This window comes from Enterococcus casseliflavus NBRC 100478 (assembly GCF_001544095.1).
GTDB lineage: Bacteria > Bacillota > Bacilli > Lactobacillales > Enterococcaceae > Enterococcus_D > Enterococcus_D casseliflavus.
In genome coordinates this window covers 20755-38975 of sequence record NZ_BCPT01000001.1, presented here as the reverse complement: position 1 = coordinate 38975, position 18221 = coordinate 20755, and the positions used below count along the sequence as shown (strand labels likewise).

The following is an 18221-nucleotide window of genomic DNA, read 5'->3' as shown; positions in this document are numbered from 1 at the left end:
GGAGCAGACAAAGATGATCAAAAAAGCGATTCGGATGAAGCTACATCCTGGTTATGAAGCAGAATATGAAAAACGGCATCGTGAACTATGGCCAGAACTAAAAGAGCAGCTCATAGCACACGGGGCGAAAAGCTACCAGATTTTCTTAGATCCAGAAACCCTTGCGTTGTTTGGCTACCTTGAGATTGAAGATGAAACCCGCTGGCAGCAGTTAGCGGCAACCGAGATCAACCAAAAATGGTGGCATTACATGGCAGAACTCATGGAAACAAATCCTGATGATTCGCCAGTGACACAGGAGTTAAAGGAAGTCTTTACGCTGTAAGCTAGACAAAAATGTTCATTTCTTAAAACGAACACGGACGCATCAGTTGTTTGAAATCAATCACTCGTTAGTCAAAGAGGTAGTTCGCTCACATTCGTGAGCGGACTACCTCTTTTGTTGAAATAGCAAAACAATGCTTTCGTTATAGAAGAAACGTTAAGAGAGAAGGGCTTTTTCTTGCTGCTTCAAAAATTTCTTTGGTGTCATACCAGTAATCTTTTTGAACGTTTGAACAAAATATTCGGGCGCATTGCTAAAGCCCGTCATCGCTGCCACTTCGTAGACTTTGTAGTTTTTCTTCAGCAGTTCTTGTGCTTTTTGGATGCGGTATTCGGCTAATTTTTGATTGAAGCGAATCCCGGTTTCTTTGTAATAGGTTTTTCCTAAGTATTCAGGATTTAAGTACAAAAGATGGGCTGCGATCCATTTCAATGACAATGCTTCATGGTCATAATATTCTTCGATGATCAGGTTGACTTTTTGGGACAGCTGCATGTTCTCGCTATCATCTAAGCTGCCCCGCATCAAATCGATACAGTGAAGCAGCATAAACTGGAGTTCGTGCCAATTATTCAAGAGCATGATCTTTGGGGAATAGTCATCAAAGTAAATGTCTTTTTTGATGCGATGGTTTTCAAAAATTGCCGATAACAAATCGTTGACCTGCAGCCGCAATAGTTGGACAGGGTAAAGCTCCATGCGACAGGTAGAAAAAAAGTTTTCCGTAAGAACTTGGGCTAAAGTCAGTTCGCCTTTGTCGATCAATGCCAAAAGTTTTTCACGGTATTCCATATAGAGACTATTTTCATAGACATTTTCTTGTGAGATTTGGGCTTCTTGGATGACTTCAAAGGTATCAAAATAAAACTCCTTATCCAAGTTCCGCTTGCCTAAATGATAACTGAGTAAAAATTTTTCGGGAGTTTCGACCCAGCAATTGATGGCGATCCCTTTTCCTAGATGCGCAGCCTGTACCTTCGTTTTAAAAAAGAGATTAAAGGTATTTTCCGTACTGAAGTTCAGGATATAGCCAACTTTGTTTTGATGACCGATCACCAACTCGTGATGGTTCTCATAGCTTTCGATCCGCTTAGCGATGGCGTGATAGAATTTCGAATCAAATAAGTACATACAAAATGGAAAAACGAACGATTCAGGCAGCGGTTCTTCTCCGCAGCTATTGATGTATTGTTCAATTTGTTGTTTTAAATAGAGGGTAGATTCCATTTGGCGACGTTCAGAGCGTTCGATCGTCTCAGCCAACGCTTCTGAAAGCTTGCTCGGAAAAACAGGTTTTTCAAGGAAAAATTTGACCCCTAAAGCCATCGCTTCTTTGGCAAAGGAGAAGCTGCCAAAGCCTGTCAAAATAATGATTTGAATCGCAGGATTGATGGCTTTTAATTTTTTGATCAAGGCAAGTCCATTGACTTTAGGCATATTGATGTCGGTAATCACGATGTCGATGGTGTTTTGCTGACAAAATGCCAAGGCTTCTTCACTGTCTGTGTAAATTCCTTTGACCACTAATGGGAAATCAAAAGAAGCAACGAGGTTAGCGACACCATTTGCTATCAAGGGTTCATCGTCAACAACGAGGATATTTTTCATGTTTCACTCACTCCTTTTAAGGGGATCACAAAGCGCACCGTCGTCTTTTTGAAGGGAATCGAGGAGACGATGGCTAACGACGCTTGATCACCATAATGCAGTTGCAATCGTTTTTGAATATTGGTCAATCCGATGCCGCCTTCTTTTTCAATCGAGAAGTTGGCTTTAAAACCAGGGCCATTGTCAGCGACACTGACTTGGAGAAAGGTTGCTTGTTGTTCAATTGTAAGGACGAGGCGACACGTCTCCTTCATATCATTGACGGCGTATTTAAAGACATTTTCAATCAATGGTTGAATCAGTAACTTAGGAATCTTAAAGGACAAGTCATTCACCAAAATTACTTCGATATACTCGATCCGTTTCCCGAAGCGAACGTTTTGAATATTGATATAAGCATGCACGATATCTAACTCATCTTGCAGCGTCGTGAAGTCAGACTTGGTATCGATTTTTTTACGAAACAAATAGGCAAGGGAGGTGACCATCTCTGAGATCTGCCACTGCTGATTTTCAATGGCGATCCAGTTGATCGAGTCTAACGTGTTGTAGAGAAAATGTGGATCTAATTGTGCTTGCAATCCCTTAAATTCGATTTCTTGGGACAAAATACGCATTTCATAATTGTCCTTGATCAAGGCATTTAATTCATCGATCATCGTATTGTAGCTTTCGTAAAGGACCATGATCTCTTCTTGACTATTTTCTGGGACAGCGAGGGTTTTTAAAGAGGCCAGTTTTTTCGTTTTCCGCAGAACGGCCATTTGCGAAGCCAAGTCAGCTAAAGGACGGGTCAGCTGATTGCTTATTTTCCGAATCACAACAATAATCAAACATAAAAAAGGCAAACTCACAGCGATGGAAAGGCCTTGTAGTTTATAAAGATCCGCTAAGACTTGGTTTTCAGGCAGTAAATAAATGAAGGTCATATTCGGCATCGTCTTCCGATCCATTGCATAGTAGTACTGGCGATTATCAAACGTCATGGAGCCGATCGATCGCTGGAAGGTTCCCATTTTCTGCTGCAAGGTATTTTGATCCGCAGCGAGGGTTTGCTCGTCATTTGCGGTACTATAAAATTGGTTCTGATACGCCATGAAAAATTGGTTTTGTTCAGAGACAATGGGAAGACTTTCGATCTCGTTACGAAAGAAGGACGTATTGACTAGAAATATCACCGTACCAATATAGGTTAAAGAAAGATCGGCTGTTGAATAGATTTTTCGCAGGTAGACACCTTGAGAAAGGTCCTTTGCAAAAAACCAACTCCCTTTGGCAGGCTTATCGGGCAAAGTCTCGATCATATCTTTGATGGTTTGGCCATTAAAGATATGGTCGGTCTCGGCTAGAAAGTTGATCATGTTTTCGTTCGTTGGGGTAAAGAGATAGACGTTTTGAATCGTTGATTCATTGCGTACGAGGGCGTTGATTTCTGCACTTAAGGCATTCTTTTGGTCGATCGCCTCTAAGGATTGCAAGGAATCTTGTGCCAAGATCCTTTGTAGGCCATTTTGGATCGGTGCACTATCGATAATGCGAAAAGAGAGGGTTTCGACGGCAGTTAAACGTTTGGCGATATTTGTTGAAATGATCGAGACATCTTTATACGCGGCTTCTTTCAGCTGCGCCATGTAGACTTGTCGCCAAACTAAGGTCAGGAGAACAGCCAATGAGACGATAATTGCCACCGTCGCAAAAAAGACAAAATGTAACTGTCGCTCAAAAGGCTGCTTTTTAAAGTGATTGATCAGCTTCTGGGACTTCATGGACACTGCCTCGCTTTGCTTGCAATTGTTTGGTTTTTTCAATCATCTGACCATGAAAAAATTCAGCGAAAAACAAGAAAATCACCAGTCCAAAGACGAGTAACAAGGAGGTTTTGGCAGTCAATAAGAGAAACAATAAATACCAGGTAAACAACAAGGCAAGGGCTTGCAGTGGGTAGCGAAAGACTAGAAAGATACTGACGTACAAGGTCTGTTTCCAAGCGTGTTGTTCGGCTTTGGCATAGGTCATAAAGCTGATGAATGCAGTGTAAAGGAGGAGAATCGTTAAAAGTAAATAGACAGGACGCAGCCAAGCCATTTCAGTCGGGAAAAAATGAGTAATCCGTAAGTTAAACAACAACAGAAGTACTGTACTTAATAGTCCAATGCCAAAAAGGGAAAAGGTGCGAAAGGCTTGCTTGTAGGCTTGCCAGAAGGCAACAGCTGAATAGTCATGGCCAGTTTTACGAAAATCATGTAAACATTTGATCGTGACAGCGGTGGCAGGACCGAAGCCAAAAATCCCCAACCCTAAAAGGGTAAAGAAAAGCCATAAAAGGTTTAATTTAGCAAAATAAGCTGTTACCGTAAAAAGACGAAACAGTCCGGTTTGTATTTTTTTCATTGTTTCCACCTACCTTGTTTTTTGAAAAGTAAGCCTTTTCAACACTAGTATAGCATAGTATATTGGAAAAAATAGAGCATGTCTGTTTTTTTACATTTTTCATCTGTTTTTCTATTTTTTTCTAGCTATTGCCGGTGAAGGCTTAGCCTTCAGCAAAAACGGCAGTCTAGTTTTTCACATATTTGCTCTTGTTTTTTCATTTTTATTAACGAGGATTTCCATTACAATCACCTTGTAAGCGCAAACAAAAAGGAGTGTAGAAGAATGAAGAAAACTTTTTTAAAAGCAGCGAGCTTGTTGTTTCTTGGTGCGACCTTAGCAGCTTGTGGCAACAACGGCAATAGTAGCGGAAGCTCAGAAGCTGATGCAGATGGGAAAACGACGATTTCCTTTACCTGGTGGGGCTCAGAAGTCAGACACGAGAAGTATATCGAATCGATCAAAGAATTTGAGAAGCAAAATCCTGACATCAAAGTTGAATATGAGTATGGTTCTTGGGATGACCATTGGAAAAAACTAGCAACAAAAGCGGCTTCTGGAGAATTACCTGATGTGATCCAGATGGATGTGCAGTACATTGCGCAATATGGAACGAAAAATCAATTAGCAGATATGTCGGAATTTATCGGCAATGAGATTCAAACCGATGATATCAAAGAATCAATTTTAGCAACTGGCGAGTTAGATGGAAAAGTTTTTGGCATACCAACTTCTGTCAATACTATGGCGATGCTCTACAATCCATCATTGGTAGAACAAGGGGGCACTGGGATCGACTTTAGCAATTATACCTTCGATGACCTTGTAGAAAGTACGGCAGCGATCGCTGAAGCAACCGGTGATTATGGTTGGAATGATAACAATGACAACAGTACGATTTTGCAATACTTTTTACGTACTAAAGGCGAAGATCTATACCAATACGATGCAGACGGCAAACCAGAGATCGGTTTTTCCAAAGAAAACTGGGTTGAATTTATGGGGGCTATCGCGGACCTTACGGAAGCCAAAGCAATGCCAACCGCAGAAGTGACTAGCAATGCCAACAGTATGGATCAATATCCGTTTTCACAAGGAAAAGCAGCCTATATGATGACTTGGTCCAATCAATACTTGACCTATAAGGCCTCCGCCGCAGAAGATGTCGAAATCAACTTGGCTCGTCCATTCGACTCAGAAAACGGGGCGATGGCGTATCGACCAGGGTTCTTTTATTCGATCGCGAATGCTTCTGAATCAAAAGAAGCAGCTGCGAAGTTTGTTGACTTTTTAGTAAATAGTGAAGAAGCCAATAAGATCATCGGTACTGAGCGGGGGATTCCTTCCAATGATGCCATCAAAGAATTGCTTTATGCCGACATGACACCAGAAGAACAAGAGTCCTCTGATTTCTTAGATGATATTGCAGACATCGTTGGTGATCCATCCCCAATCCCACCAATTGGGTTTGCTGAAATCAACACGTACTTTAAAGAGCTGTACGCAGAGATCACTTATGGCACGATGACACCAGAAGAAACTTATGATGCCTTTACGCAACGCTGCGAAGAAATTTTTGCAGAAAACTATCAATAAGCATAGCTGCGGCGCCTTTACTGACTTTTTCAGTAAAGGCGTTTTTTTAGGAGAAACAATGGAGGCAAAAAATATAGGTCCTCTAGTTTTTCACATTTCTGTGCTTTTTTTTCTATTCATTCTTAAGAAGCACTTCGTTAAAATCAACTTGTAAGCGTAATCAACTATAGGAGGTAGGAAGTGAAAATTATGGAACTACAATCAAAATCACCCACGGCAAAAGAGCCTGGGAAACTCAAAAGCTGGTTTAATCGATTACCAGAATCAAAACAGAATATGGTTACAGGCTACTTATTTATCTCACCCTTCATCATTGGCTTTTTTGCTTTTATTATCGTCCCGATGGGGATTTCTCTTTTTATGTCTTTTCATGACTATGATCTATTGACAGAGGCGCAATTTGTTGGCTGGAATAACTTTAAGACGATTTTTACGAATGATCCCAAGTTTGTTCAGTCACTGACTGTTACGCTGAAATATGTTGTGTTGGCAGTCCCTTTACGGCTGATCGTCGCATTAGCAGTGGCGATGCTGATCAATCGCCCATCGAAATTAAGCGGTGCTTATCGGGTATTATTTTATATCCCTTCGATTTTAGGTGGGAGCGTGGCGGTCTCGATCATGTGGCGGAATCTTTTTGGCGATTCAGGGTTGATCAATGGCGTGCTAGCGGCGATCGGCTTAGACCCGATCTACTTCTTTAAAAGTCCTGGCTTAGCGTTGATGACCTTGATTTTATTAGCAGCGTGGCAATTTGGCTCGTCGATGTTGATTTTCTTATCCGGTTTGAAAAATATTCCGAAAGATTATTACGAAGCTGCGGAAATTGATGGGGCAGGAAAAATCAGACAGTTTTTCAATATCACGGTTCCAGTCCTGACGCCAATCATCTTTTTCAATCTGATCTATCAAACGATCATGGCCTTTTTGACGTTTACACCTGCGTTTATCATTTCGAATGGGACGGGTTCACCTCGTAACGGCACGTTAGTCTATTCCTTGTACATGTATCAACGAGCCTTTACCGATTTCAAAATGGGCTATGCTTCAGCCTTAGCGTGGATTTTACTGGTCATCGTTGGGGTGATTACGATTCTGTTGTTCGCAACATCGAAATTTTGGGTGTTTAAAGAAAACGAGGAGGTTTGATTGATGCGTGAACAAAAACAAAATTATTTTTTTGATGCCGTGATCTTAGTTGCTGCATTACTGATGCTTTATCCGATTTTCTGGCTGCTGTTTAGTGCCTTTAAACCTAGTAGTGACATTTTTCGAACGGCAACGGAGTTGATCCCCCGAAGCTGGACGTTAGAAAATTTTACCAAGGGGTTTGAAGGGATCGCAGGGATTCCCTTCATTCGCTATATTTTCAACTCGTTGCAAATCGCGTTGATTTCAATGGTAGGGGCGGTCTGTTCTTCGGCTGTCATTTCTTATGGATTTGGTCGAATTCCTTTCAAAGGAAAAGGCTTTTGGTTTGCTTGTATCTTGGTCACGATGATGCTGCCGCAAGAGATCATCATGGTGCCTCAGTATCTTTGGTTCAATCAATTAGGCTGGCTTAACTCGATTCGTCCGGTAACCGTTCCTTCATACTTCGGACAAGCTTTCTTTATTTTCATGATGGTTCAATTCGTCTCTGCGATCCCGACAGATTTAGATGAAGCAGCAAAAATGGACGGCTGTGGACGGGTCGGTATTTTCTTCCGTGTGATTCTACCGTTGATGAAGCCTTCCTTGGCAAACGCTGCGATCTTCTCTTTCTATTGGAAATGGGAAGAACTGATCGGGCCAATGCTGTACCTTACACGTCCGCAAAACTACACGGTATCGATTGCCTTAAAGCAGTTCCTAGATGCTAGCAGCACCTCCAATTGGGGAGCGATGTTCGCGATGTCTGTCGTCTCCTTGCTGCCTGTGTTGATCATCTTCTTTATTTTCCAAAAATACATTGTTGAAGGCATCAGCACGACTGGTCTTAAATAAGTGTGGAAAAAGATATTCGCTGTTTTGGAATATCTTTTTTCTATTGAATGAATTCGTTGAAGAAAGGACAAACCGATGCAACCATTTCAAGTAATTGATTTTCATGTCGTACCAAGCACGATCGGCGATCATCAAGCGACCCTTATTTGGGAGAAGCCGCTGCACGCCCAAGCTATTTTGGGTTATCAATTGTTTTTAGACAACGATTTGATCCAAACCAGACCAACAAACAAGACGCATTGGACATTGACAAACTTATCTGCCGATCAAACGTATCAAGTAACGATCATCTGCCTCGATCATCAGGGGTGCCTGCTTACAAATACCGCAGTCACGACGACCTTTCGTACAAAGAAAAAAAGTGTTGTGTTAGATGTTACGCAAGCACCCTACCATGCTGATAGCGCAGGCAAAGAAGATAGTACCGCCATTCTCCAGCAAGCGATCAACGATTGCCCTAGCAATGGCACTGTCTGGATCCCAACAGGGGCGGTGATTCTTTCTGGTGCTTTGGAGCTAAAAAGCAATATGATTTTTCAGGTAGATGGCACATTGCAAGCAAGCCTCGACATAGAAACGTATCGGGTTGCCCCTCACGAGTATTTAGGAAGCGTGAATCAAGAGGGCTTACCATTAAGCCGTTATGAAGGCTGGGAATTGTTTTGCTTCCGTTCATTGATCAACATTGGGTATATCGATCGGGGCGATCGAGGGCGTATCGTTTGTGAAAATGTCCGTCTTTGTGGCAAAGGGACGATCATTGGTGGCGGGAATCCATTAGGACTAGCGATGCGAAACTCTTATGCAGACCGTGAACAGTATCCAGAATATGTTTCTGATGGAAAACCTGGAAGACGAGTAAGGGGACGTTTGATCTGTATGATGCAGGCCAAAAACATCCATTTGACAGAGCTGACGTTGATTGATCCACCATGCTGGACTATCCATATGATTTACTGTGACACCGTTGTGACCCATGGGGTGACTATTCAGTCCAAAGGCATCGACAATGGCGATGGATGGGATCCAGATTCTTCGCAAAACTTGCTGATTTTTGACACCGTTTTTGATACGGGTGATGATTGTATCGCAATCAAATCTGGCAAAAATCCAGAAGGAAATCAGATCAATAGACCAGCGAAAAATATTCGGCTGTTTGATTTGGCTATTCGTGGGGGACATGGCATCGCGATTGGTAGTGAGCAATCTGGTGGTGTCGAAAATATCACTTTTCGAGATTGTCAACTGACCAATACGCTTTATGGGCTAGAATTGAAAGCTCAGAATGATCGTGGTGGCTATATTCGTCAAGTGACGATCATCGATTGCCTGTTGGATCGTTTCATGGCTCATCCTGTTGCTTACAATGCCGATGGTCAGGCAGCCCAACAGTTACCAATCATTTCGGATATTTTGGTCAAGAATACCTGTATCGTAGGGCAGAACCCTTTGGTCGAGCTAAAAGGGTTTGTCGATGAACAAGCACAGCAGGTTTCACCGATCCAACGCGTTACTTTTGAGTCAGTTGCCTTTGAATCAGCTAAAGGGCAAAAGAAAATGATTTTTGAACAGTGTCAGGAGGTCAGTTTTAAAGAAGCAGTGATCATTGATCGAGCGGCCATAAGTGACGCAATAAGTTGCCAAGAAACCGTCGAACTATCCATGGTGGGGCAAAAGAAACTCACGTAGAACAAGCTTTTGAAAATGACATGCGTTGTTTCTCCCAATGAGAAACAGTTAGTTAAGCACCTTATTTCCTCCCTTGACAGGTTGCGCCTTTTTGCTTTTGTAGACAAAAAGGCGCATTTTTCTAACAAGAAAGGACGATGCAAAAAAAGACGATCCCCAGAAAACAAAAAGGACTTTCTTTTCCCGCTAAGGGGACTATAGTAAAGAATGTAGGAAAAAAGGACGCCAGAAAGCACATGGGAAAGGACAACGAGATGTGCCACGAGGATCACTTTACTTGATGGCCAGCGCCAGTAAGCACCACTCAGTTCTATCCAACGAAATGATAGATGAAAAAAAGGTTGGCAATGCGCAAAGTTTAAAAGTCATGGGTATCGACAAACCTATTTGCAGCTTAAAACAAAAACATAGGAGGCAAGCAAGAATGGAAGACATCACGCAATTATTGCAACGAGAAATTGACCAAGCATCAACTGTGCAGGGAACAGTGATTACACCACCCGGCGCCTATCAAATCGGCGCATTGTTTTTAAAAAGCAATGTGCACTTGATTGTCTCAGAGGATACGATTCTGTATGGTAGTCAAGAACTGGCCGATTATCCCGAAGTAGATAATCGGGTCGCAGGGATCAATATGAAGTGGCCTGCAGCGATGATCAATGTTTTTCACGCAGAAAATGTCATGATCTCTGGAAAAGGAAAACTTGATGGTCGTGGAGAAACATGGTGGCAAACGTTTTGGGGAACAGATGAAGCCAGCGGGATGATGGCGGATTATGCAAAGAAAGGCTTACGCTGGGCAGCAGATTATGATTGCAAGCGCCCACGAAATATCCTTGTTTATGAAAGTCAGCAAGTAACCATCAAAGATATTTCGTCTGTACAGTCGGGTTTTTGGAATACCCAAATCACGTATTCTCACCACATATTGATCGACGGCATCACGATAGACAATGGAAAAGGGCCTAGTACTGATGGCATCGATATTGATTCCTGTGAAGAAGTCACGATTCAAAATGCCCACATTTCCTGCAACGATGACAATATCTCGATCAAGGCGGGACGTGGGGCAGAAGCCATAGCCCAGCAAAGAAGCTGTCGGAAAATCACGATCAAAGACTGTCAGTTAGGGTATGGTTCAGGAATTGCTATTGGTAGTGAAACTTCGGGTGGGATCGAAGAGATCAAAATCCAAAAAGTCGTCTTTGAGCAAACTGGCGCAGGGTTTCGGATCAAATCCGCCAACAATCGAGGTGGATTTATACGCAAGGTCACTGCTTCGGATTTAACGATGAAGGATGTTGGCTTTCCTTTTCTCTTACAAACAAATTGGTACCCAGATTATAGTTACCCAGAACTGCCAGCTGATTATGAGGAAGAGATTCCCGACTATTGGCACAAATTGATGGCACAACCAGCTATTCCAGTAGGTCCAGCAAAGGTCTGCGACATTACTATTGAAAATGTGCAAGCCACCAAAACAGGACAACAAAGCGTGCGTGCTTTTTTCATCGAGGCCAGCCCAGCAGAACCGATCCGCAATCTAACATTAAAAAATCTTTCCATCCATGCCGACGAGTTCGGCAAGATTGCAGGGGTTGAGAACTTAAAGATGGTGGAAACGATCGTCACTGCGTTAGCGCCAACATTGGATCAAAATGATGTGTATGAGCGGTAGTACTCTTTCTGTCAAATATGAATGAGTGTTGATCCGCTTAGTACTAAAAAACTGATGAATTATCAAAGAAGACCAATGAGTTGGTCTTTTTTCATGATAAGATGTTCCCAAAGCTCTAACGAATAAGAACTTCAGTACGTAGGCTATGCTTTCTATAACTAGAATTTAAGAATGATAGGAATCAGAAAAACTGCGATAATAAGATTGATTGAGCGAACTAAGAACACGAAGAACTATTTATTCTTTTTCCTATAATTTACGATACCTGCAAATGTAAAGCAAAACTCCCTATCTAGCCATATATCAACGATTAACAAAAAATGTCAATTGCTGGAAATCCTGCTTTTCGTTATGCTTTTGGTATTGAAAGCGGTTTATTTAATCGGGCTCAACAACAAAATCTAAGGAGGAAAAGTAGTGAAAAAATTAAGTACGATTCTTGGTTTGGGGTTACTATCAGTCGCCTTTTTGTCGGCATGCGGGAAGGAGGAAGCAGGCTCCACAACAGATTATGATACGATTTCGATTTTATCGCCGTACATTGAAACTGAACCACCTGCAAGTGACAACGAGATTTTGAAGCAATTAGAAGCTTACACTGGCAAAAACATTGATATTACCTGGGCACCCAATACATCCTACGAGGATAAAATGAATATTACGTTAGCTTCAGATGATATTCCAGAAGTGATGGTCATTCAAGGAAAATCAGGAGGGTTTATCAAGTCAGCAGAAAATGGCGCTTTTTGGGATTTGACCGACTATTTAGCTGATTATCCTAATCTCTCTCAATCTAACGAGGATGTTTTGCGTAATTCTTCTGTGAATGGCAAAGTGTACGGAATTTATCGGAAACGTGATGCGATGCGGACGGCGGTGATCATCCGAAAAGATTGGTTAGAAAACTTAAACTTAGATGTACCAGAAACGATCGATGATCTCTATGAGGTTGCCAAAGCATTTACTGAGAACGATCCCGATGGGAATGGTGAAAATGATACGTTTGGTTTGATTATTCCCCAATGGCCTGGCTCGATCAATTCAAATAGTCCTTACGATGTGTTAGCTACTTGGTTTGGGGCAGGAAATGCTTGGAAAGAAATAGACGGCACTTTAGAGCCATCCTTTATGCAACCAGAATACCTAGAATCAATGCAATTTGTTAAAGATATGGTGGAACAAGGCTATGTCAATCGTGATTTTGCAACCATGGCAGCAGATAAATGGGATGAGCCGTTTATCAATGGACGTGGTGGGATCATTATTGATACGTATTCACGAGCAGCACAAATCAGTAATAAATTATTGCAAGCTGGAGAAGAAGACCTCGTCGTCTTTACAGGGAATTTAAAAGATAATAGCGGTACGATGAATGCGTTACCGACAGATGGCTATTCTGGTTTCTTGGCGATTCCTAAGTCGAGTGTCCAGACAGAGGAACATCTAAAAGAGGTGTTGACGTTCCTTGATAAATTAAATGATAAAGAAGTACAGGTATTGCTGAACAACGGAATCGAAGGAATCAATTTTGAAGTAGTGGATGGAATGTCCGTCGCATTAGAAGGATCAGAAGCTGAAGCGTTAGCCAATGCGGTCAAAGGGTACTCACAAATTGGGATGAATGTAACGGAAGATACCCTGTACTATATTGCTAAGCCTGATACAGAAGCGGCTACTGAAAGCTATGAAAAACGATTGTCATTGATGGAAGCTGATTTAGAGCACGCTGTTTTTAACCCAGCAGCCTCCTATAATACAGATACGTATGTAACAAAAGGGGCACAGCTTGATCAGATCATTAGTGACGCGCGGGTTCAATTTATTGCAGGACAAATCGATGAAGGGGGTTGGGAAGCTGCGATCGAACTTTGGAAGAATCAAGGAGGCACGCAGCTGATGGAAGAAACGAATGCCCTTCATCAAGCACAATAACGACAGTCGAAGAAGGTTGAGTGGATCTTGCTCTCAACCTTTTTCTTTTTCAATGATTTTTTTCAGCTAATAAAATGGAGTACTATTCAGGTGAGACGAGACAGGTAGTAAGAAATCAGAAAAGAAAAAATGGAAAAAGACAAGTGAAAAACCTAATCTAACGCTTGATATCAAGGAATTCAAAAAAAGTCAATTGTTAGAAATGTAGGTCAAGTTTACTATGAAAAGAGAAAAGTAGCTCATATACGCATAAAAGGAGAAGAAGAAATGGTAGCGAAATTGATCTATGAAAATCCGCTGAATCAAGCAGCAGATATTCAACACTTTATTGCTGAAGGAGAGCCCAAAATTACTTTCCAAGACGGGATGATTCTGGCGAATACGTATTCTGAAGAATCAAACAAACAACCACATTTTGTTTTATGGCTGCCTCAACAATTTCCAGCGGACCTACGAATCACCTGGCAGTTTCAACCACTGGCTGAACCAGGCTTATGTATGCTCTTTTTTGCAGCAACCAATCGCAAGGGTGGCTCGATCTTCGATTCTGGAGTACCCAAACGAACCGGAGCATATCCCGAGTATCATTCTGGAGGGATCGATGCTTACCACCTTTCTTATTTTCGAAGAAAGTATGAGGAGGAACGGGCGTTTGAAACGTGTAATTTGCGCAAAAGCCATGGGTTTCATCTGGTCGCCCAAGGCGCAGATCCACTTCCGAGTGTAGCAGATGCCCGAGGGTTTTATCACCTAAGAATCGATAAGGTAGGTGCAACGATTTCCTTTTGGATCAACGACTTATTGGTGTTAAGGTACCTTGATGAGGAACAGTTTGGTCCCGTATTAACCAAAGGAGCGATCGGATTTCGGCAAATGGCGCCACTGAAGGCCCGCTATAAAGACTTAAAGGTATATTCCTTAGAGGAGGAACGGTGATGAATTGGCAGAAAGCATATCAAGCAGCAGATTTTGTCTTTTATTGTTTGCTGATAAATGTAACCGTTATTATAGGTGCACTAGTAGGTGGGATCATCTTTGGACTGGCGCCTAGCGTACAAGCAGGATTCCACGTAGCAAAGAAAACCCTTAAACAGGAATCGCCGCCTTTTTTTCAAACGTTCTTTGGGTATTACCGCAGGAACTTTTGGCGATCGAATCGCTTGGGCTTACCGATCATTCTCTTTTATTTGTGCCCCATGGTGGTGATCCAGCAAGGATTTTTAGCGGCATTGACTCAAACAGGCTTGATCCTATTGATCGTTAGCCAATGCGTCGCGATCGCTGTGATCAATACATTGCATAGCATGTACGAATATTATGTGCTCCCAACGAAGAAGTACCTAGGCGCTTCGCTACGCTTTCTTTTTTTTCAACCTATTGGCACCTTTTTAGGCGTCCTTTGGTTTGGGATTTGTAGTACGATCAGCTTTTTTCTCCCCGGTCTCCTTCCTTTTTTAAGTATTGGGATGTGGATCATTGGCACAATGGGGATTTACTTGAAATTATTTGATGAAAATGAACAAAAGCTAAAGCAACAAAACGATGCAGTTCAACCTGCAGAGAGGGAAGAGGAGGAGATCGAACATGGCATTGAAATGGCTCAAAAATAAACCTAAGGGAAAACGTGGGCTGAGTTTTGGGTATCCATGGGAAAAAGGGGCTTTACAACCTGAGGTTCTAAGGGAGGAACTGTTTTTGCTGGGGGAGGAGCCGCTGCAAACGAAAGTACTGGCTTACTGGCCAGATGGCAGTGTGAAATGGACAGGACACAGTGGTCTGGTGGCAGAAACGACGCAGTTACTTTTTCAAAGAAAACAGCGTGTCCAGAAGAAACAGGCGATTGCTAGGGAAGCTTACAACGGTATTTATTTTGACAACGGTACGATCAAAGGCTTCTTCCCGAAACATGGGGAAGGGAAAAATGTATTGGACTGGGTAGCGGTCAATGGGCAGAAAAAATTGCAAGATCTTCACGCAATCCTGCAATACCAAAACAAAAAGGTGCAGTCCAAAGTAACGGACTTGATGTTGGAAGAAAATGGTTCCGAGAAAGCCGTTATCAAAGTATCGGGCGTCATTGAGATCAATCAAGAAGTGGTGCAAGAGTTTATTTTACGGTTCCGTATCTTTCGCGAAATCAGCAAATTGGAAATCATTCATACGGTCATTATCATCAAACCACTTGTTTATGAAGGCATGGGGATAGCATTTGATTATGCGTTCACAGGTGAAAATTGGAATCGACAAGTCAAATTTATTGCAGATGCTGTGTATCATGAAGCGGCGCAATTGTTACTTTCACGGCGACACTATCAGCAAAACATTCCCTATCAAGAACAAGCCAGTGGCCAGCTCGTTTCATTGACCCCAGCGGACGAGCCGATGCTGTCTCATGCGGTGGAAAATGCTATTTGGGACAATTTTCGGGTCAATCAAATCAATCATCGGTCATTTGAATTAGAAAAACAGACCGAAGCTGGGTACTGTTGGTTGCCCATTGGGGATGGCGAGCATTATTCAGGTACCTTTTACGCTGGGGGAGAAACCGGCGGCGTTGCTTGCAGCATGGAGAAATTTTGGGAAAAAGCACCATCTGCGATCGAGGTGACAGGCATCACCCAAAAAGAAACCCAAATCACGATGTGGCAGTGGTCACCGAATGCCAAGCCAATGGATTTTCAGCACTATTCCAAACGGGATCATATGCTTAGCGGATACGAAGGAATGGAAGAGATTCGTTCGACCGCAGTTGGTGTAGCAAATACGACGCGTTGTTGGTTGGATCTATATGAAGAAGCCCCGTCAGAAGAAGTGTTGCTGGGCTTAGCTCAAGAAAACCAAGAACCTGCCCAGATCGTTTCATTGCCAGAGCGTTATCAAGAGACGAAGGTTTTTGGCAGGATCAGTTTACCAGATGAATCAACGAAAACGAAACAGTTGCTGGAGCAACAATTGGCTGAGATGCGTCAATTCTATTTAGCAGAAGTCCAACAAAGAAGTTGGTATGGCTATTGGAACTATGGTGATGTCATGCATACCTATGATCAGTTTCGACACCAATGGCGCTACGATCTTGGTGGGTACGCTTGGCAAAACACTGAATTGGTCCCTAACATGTGGCTTTGGCTAGATTTCTTACGGACTGGTGATCCAAGCGTCTACTATCTGGCTGAAAGCATGACGAGACATACTTCAGAAGTCGATCAGTATCATGCTGGTGAATACAAAGGATTAGGGTCACGGCATAATGTCGTTCATTGGGGCTGCCAAGCAAAAGAAGTTCGAATTTCAATGGCGGGTCTCCATCGCTACTACTACTATTTGACAGCGGATGAACGCATTGGGGAGATTATGGAACAAGTCAAAGACAATGAAACCTATGCTTTTGATGCGTTACCACCGATGCGCGAGTTTTATGAACGAGAAACGAAGCGGATACCGATTCGCATCGGACCAGATTGGGCTGCGCTAGTCTCGAACTGGTTTACCCAGTGGGAACGGACGAATGATCCTGTTTACCTTGAAAAAATTCGCACGGGCATCACCTGCATCAAAGCCATGCCCCAGCGCCTATTGTCTGGTCCCACAGTGTTATTTGATCCACAAGACAAAACCTTATCTTATATGGGAACTGGGAATTTTGGCGGCTATCACATGGTCATCTCCTTTGGGGCGCCGCAAGTTTGGTTAGAACTTGCTCAAGTGCTGGAAGACCCCGAGTGGACAGAGATGTTAGGGGAGTTTGGCTGGTTTTATAGCTTGAGTCCTGAGAGAAAAGCAGAAGAATCAAACGGGGGACTGACGGAACCTCATTTTGCCTGGCCAATGTTTGCGTCGACGATGATGGCCTTTGCTGGGCGAGTGCGTAACGATCAAGCAATCAGTCAAAGGGCTTGGCAGTTATTGCTTGATAATGACAAATCGGGTGTTCCATTGCCGATCGAAGCGACCATTGAAGCAGCGACAACGTGGAAAAAAATAAAAGAAATGCCGTGGGTATCGACCAATGTGTTGTCACAGTGGGGTCTAAATACGATTTGTTGTTTAGCACTGATCGGAGCGGAGTTAGAGGAGGAGAATGAATGGAAACAACAATAAAAAAAGTGCCGAAAACGAAAGAGCAATGGGGGAGTTTTCTCAACCATTTTAAACAAAATAAATGGCTCTATATTTTGACGATTCCCGGGATCATCTATTTTGCAGTATTTCGTTATGCACCGATGTATGGGTTGATCATTGCTTTCAAAGATTATGTGCCTTTTTTAGGAATCGCAGATAGTCCATGGGTCGGAACACAAAATTTTATGGATTTCTTCAATAATCCTGATTTCTTTCGGATCTTGTGGAACACGTTGATGATTGCCTTTTTAAACATCTTCTTTTCGTTTCCAGCACCCATCTTTTTGGCACTGTTACTGAATGAATTGCGCAACAAGCTGTTTCAGCGGACCATTCAAACCTTCGTCTATGTACCACATTTTCTTTCATGGACGATCGTCGTTAGTCTTTGGCATATCTTATTCAACATCGATCATGGAGCGATCACTCAATTTATCGCTTCGTTGACAGGCGTTGAAATCGACTTTCTCTCAGACCCGCAATGGTTCCGCCCCATGATCGTAATGCAATCGATTTGGAAAGAGATCGGTTGGGGGACCATTATTTATTTAGCTGCCTTATCAGGTGTGGATCAGGAACAATACGAAGCCGCGATCATGGATGGTGCAGGACGTTTTCGTCGTGTGTGGCACATCACTTTGCCTGCGATTCGTTCGACGATCATCATTATGCTGATCATGCGGATCGGGTCGATTTTGTCTACTGGGTTTGATCAGATTTTCTTGATGACCAATCAGTTGAACCGAACAGTAGCAGATGTTTTTGATACGTATGTGTATATGATGGGGATCACCAATGGCGCTTACAGTTACTCAACAGCCGTCGGATTATTTAAATCGATCGTTGGGATCATCCTCGTACTTTGTACCAATAAATTAGCGAAACGCTTTGGCGAAAGCGGCTTATACTAAGGAGGAA

Annotated in this window: 14 protein-coding genes; 11 read left to right on the top strand and 3 right to left on the bottom strand. The window is 42.6% G+C overall.

From position 1 onward, the window contains the following. The first annotated feature begins 13 nt into the window (after positions 1–13). Positions 14–325, top strand: a complete 312-nt coding sequence (gene rhaM / locus ECA1_RS00170) for an L-rhamnose mutarotase (RefSeq protein WP_060791390.1) — start codon at positions 14–16, stop codon at positions 323–325. 156 nt (positions 326–481) lie between these two features. On the opposite strand, the gene ECA1_RS00165 is transcribed toward rhaM, so the two are convergent. From ECA1_RS00165 to ECA1_RS00155, 3 genes are read right to left on the bottom strand one after another with little or no spacing between them, the layout of a single operon-like run. Then, the gene (locus tag ECA1_RS00165; protein ID WP_005234181.1) at positions 482–1933 is read right to left on the bottom strand and encodes a response regulator; all 1452 of its coding nucleotides are present in this window, start codon (positions 1931–1933) and stop codon (positions 482–484) included. Further along, the gene (locus tag ECA1_RS00160) at positions 1930–3699 is read right to left on the bottom strand and encodes a sensor histidine kinase (protein ID WP_060791389.1); all 1770 of its coding nucleotides are present in this window, start codon (positions 3697–3699) and stop codon (positions 1930–1932) included. The genes ECA1_RS00165 and ECA1_RS00160 overlap by 4 nt, the downstream gene beginning before the upstream one ends. After that, entirely contained in the window at positions 3668–4324 is a 657-nt protein-coding gene (locus ECA1_RS00155) for a DUF624 domain-containing protein (RefSeq protein WP_060791388.1), read from the bottom strand. The genes ECA1_RS00160 and ECA1_RS00155 overlap by 32 nt, the downstream gene beginning before the upstream one ends. Before the next feature lie 264 nt (positions 4325–4588). On the opposite strand from ECA1_RS00155, the gene ECA1_RS00150 reads away from it, so the two are divergent. From ECA1_RS00150 to ECA1_RS00100, 10 genes are all read left to right on the top strand, one after another. Beyond that, positions 4589–5899 (top strand): ABC transporter substrate-binding protein, encoded by a 1311-nt coding sequence (locus ECA1_RS00150; RefSeq protein ID WP_060791387.1) that lies wholly within the window; start codon positions 4589–4591, stop codon positions 5897–5899. Between the two features lie 189 nt (positions 5900–6088). After that, complete coding sequence (locus tag ECA1_RS00140) at positions 6089–7048, top strand: carbohydrate ABC transporter permease (RefSeq protein WP_060791575.1); 960 nt, start codon at positions 6089–6091, stop codon at positions 7046–7048. 3 nt (positions 7049–7051) lie between these two features. After that, complete coding sequence (locus tag ECA1_RS00135) at positions 7052–7885, top strand: carbohydrate ABC transporter permease (protein WP_005234188.1); 834 nt, start codon at positions 7052–7054, stop codon at positions 7883–7885. A gap of 75 nt (positions 7886–7960) precedes the next feature. Then, positions 7961–9574, top strand: coding sequence for a glycosyl hydrolase family 28 protein (locus tag ECA1_RS00130; RefSeq protein ID WP_060791385.1), 1614 nt, complete (start codon positions 7961–7963; stop codon positions 9572–9574). A 424-nt stretch (positions 9575–9998) separates the two neighbouring features. Beyond that, entirely contained in the window at positions 9999–11252 is a 1254-nt protein-coding gene (locus ECA1_RS00125) for a glycoside hydrolase family 28 protein (RefSeq protein ID WP_060791384.1), read from the top strand. A gap of 417 nt (positions 11253–11669) precedes the next feature. After that, a complete protein-coding gene (locus ECA1_RS00120; RefSeq protein ID WP_060791383.1) occupies positions 11670–13184 on the top strand; it encodes an extracellular solute-binding protein in 1515 nt (504 codons plus the stop codon). A 267-nt stretch (positions 13185–13451) separates the two neighbouring features. Next, complete coding sequence (locus ECA1_RS00115; protein WP_060791382.1) at positions 13452–14120, top strand: DUF1961 family protein; 669 nt, start codon at positions 13452–13454, stop codon at positions 14118–14120. Continuing rightward, entirely contained in the window at positions 14120–14794 is a 675-nt protein-coding gene (locus ECA1_RS00110) for a YesL family protein (RefSeq protein WP_060791381.1), read from the top strand. The genes ECA1_RS00115 and ECA1_RS00110 overlap by 1 nt, the downstream gene beginning before the upstream one ends. Beyond that, complete coding sequence (locus tag ECA1_RS00105; protein WP_060791380.1) at positions 14769–17282, top strand: exo-rhamnogalacturonan lyase family protein; 2514 nt, start codon at positions 14769–14771, stop codon at positions 17280–17282. The genes ECA1_RS00110 and ECA1_RS00105 overlap by 26 nt, the downstream gene beginning before the upstream one ends. Then, positions 17267–18214: an ABC transporter permease gene (locus tag ECA1_RS00100; protein WP_005234199.1), complete on the top strand. Its 948-nt coding sequence runs from the start codon at positions 17267–17269 to the stop codon at positions 18212–18214. The genes ECA1_RS00105 and ECA1_RS00100 overlap by 16 nt, the downstream gene beginning before the upstream one ends. Positions 18215–18221: the final 7 nt, after the last annotated feature.